Here is a 1668-nt window from a genome sequence, read left to right on the forward strand (position 1 = left end):
CAACGCCGGCGTTGGCGTCGCCAGCGGTCGCTGTGCCGTTCAGCAGGCTCGCACCAGTGGTCGCAGCGTTGATGACGGTTCCCGTATTCGTGCCCTGAATGCCGCCCAGCGTGGCGCCCGAAGTCGCCGCGGTGACGCCACCTGCAGCGCCACTATAGAGCACGTTGCTGTTCGCGACTGCGCTGGCAAAGCTCGTCGTACCGCGCAGGTCGGCAGCCGTCGCACCCGAGATCGTGGTGGAGACGCTGGACTTCGAAGAATAGCCGACGGTGGTCTGCAGCGCCTGATTGGCGATCGACTTGGCGCTGTCGATCAGCTTCTGCAGCGAGGTCAGGCCGGTGTTGGCAGCCTGCAGCACCTGCACGCCGTTGGCGATGCCGTCGAGCAGATTGTTGATGTCGCTGGCGCGGTTGTCGAGCGACTGTGCCGTGAAGAAGTTGGTGGGATTGTCGAGAGCCGAGTTGACGCTCTTGCCGGTCGACAGACGGTTCTGTGTGGTGGCGAGCAGATCGGCGGTGGACTGGAGAGAGAGCAGGTTCTGACGAACCGACGCAGAGAGAACAATACCGGACATAACTCTTACCCTTCTGGTTTACGCGTCTTCGTTCGATCGCTTCGGATCGAGTGACGGGAACAGCGTGCCGCGACATGGCTAACAAAGGGTGAAACGAGACGCGCCGACCTAAGCGCCGGTTCACCATAAGAACCGCGGTGAGCGCCGGCAGGACCGGAAGCCCGACTGAATTTGTTGGCGATTTTCCACCCTTACGCTCCATTAACCATAACCGCGGGTTACTTTTCGAGCGTCATCCAAGGGGCTGCAAACGTTGACGCAAAAAGGAAAGCGGCGGGGCCGAAGCCCCGCCGCCAGATCTTGCTTGGGATGTCTTCCGCTTGTTAGCGGAGCAGTTGGAGCACGCTCTGCTGCGACTGGTTGGCCAGCGACAGCGCGGAGACCGCGATCGACTGGCGGGTCGACAGTGCCTGGCTGTTCGCTGCCTCGACGTTGGTGTCGGCCAGGGTCAGGTTGGACGAACCGGTCTGCAGCACGTTGATCAGGTTCTTGTTGAAGTCCTGACGCACCTGCACGATCGTCAGGTTCGAACCGAGCGCGGAAGCCTCCGAACGCAGCGTGCTCGACGCGTTGTTCAGGTTGGTCAGCACCTTGTTGGTGGCAGCGTTGTCGATGAAGTCGACACCGCTGGTCAGCGCGGCGAGGCCCAGACCCTTGGAGTTGTAGGTCACGCCGGTGATGCTCAAGCTCGACTTGGCGGTCTCGTCGAACACCAGCTTGAGCTGATCGCCGTTGAGCAGGTTGACACCGTTGAACGAGGAGTCCTGCGCGGTCGAGTCGATCTGGTTCAGGATGTTGTTGTACTGATTGACCAGATTGGCACGGGCCGTCTGGGCAACGGTGTCCGCGACCGGGGTGGAAGCCGTCGAGAACGTCAGCGACGAGGTCAGCGTTCCGCCGATCGCACCACCCGCAGTCGTCGAGCCAAGCGTCGAGGACGCGTAGTCGTTGGTGGTCGAGATCGTCAGCAGGCCGTTGGCGTCGATCGTGGCAGACAGGTTGTTGGCCTGAAGCGCGGTGTTGAGTTGATCGAGCGTCTTGACCGTTCCGTTGGTGCCGTCGCCGAAGGTGACGTTGACCGCCGTACCGCCGTT

Annotated in this window: 1 protein-coding gene and 1 pseudogene; both read right to left on the bottom strand. The window is 61.9% G+C overall.

Annotated elements, in window-relative coordinates; genetic code table 11:
- Positions 1 to 574, bottom strand: a pseudogene (locus IVA91_RS15170) (flagellin); the annotation flags it as partial.
- A 323-nt stretch (positions 575 to 897) separates the two neighbouring features.
- Positions 898 to 1668 (bottom strand): flagellin (locus tag IVA91_RS15175; protein WP_253075126.1); only part of this gene is annotated, 771 nt, incomplete at its 5' end.

Source organism: Bradyrhizobium sp. 153 (genome assembly GCF_023073835.1).
In the GTDB taxonomy this organism is placed as follows: domain Bacteria; phylum Pseudomonadota; class Alphaproteobacteria; order Rhizobiales; family Xanthobacteraceae; genus Bradyrhizobium.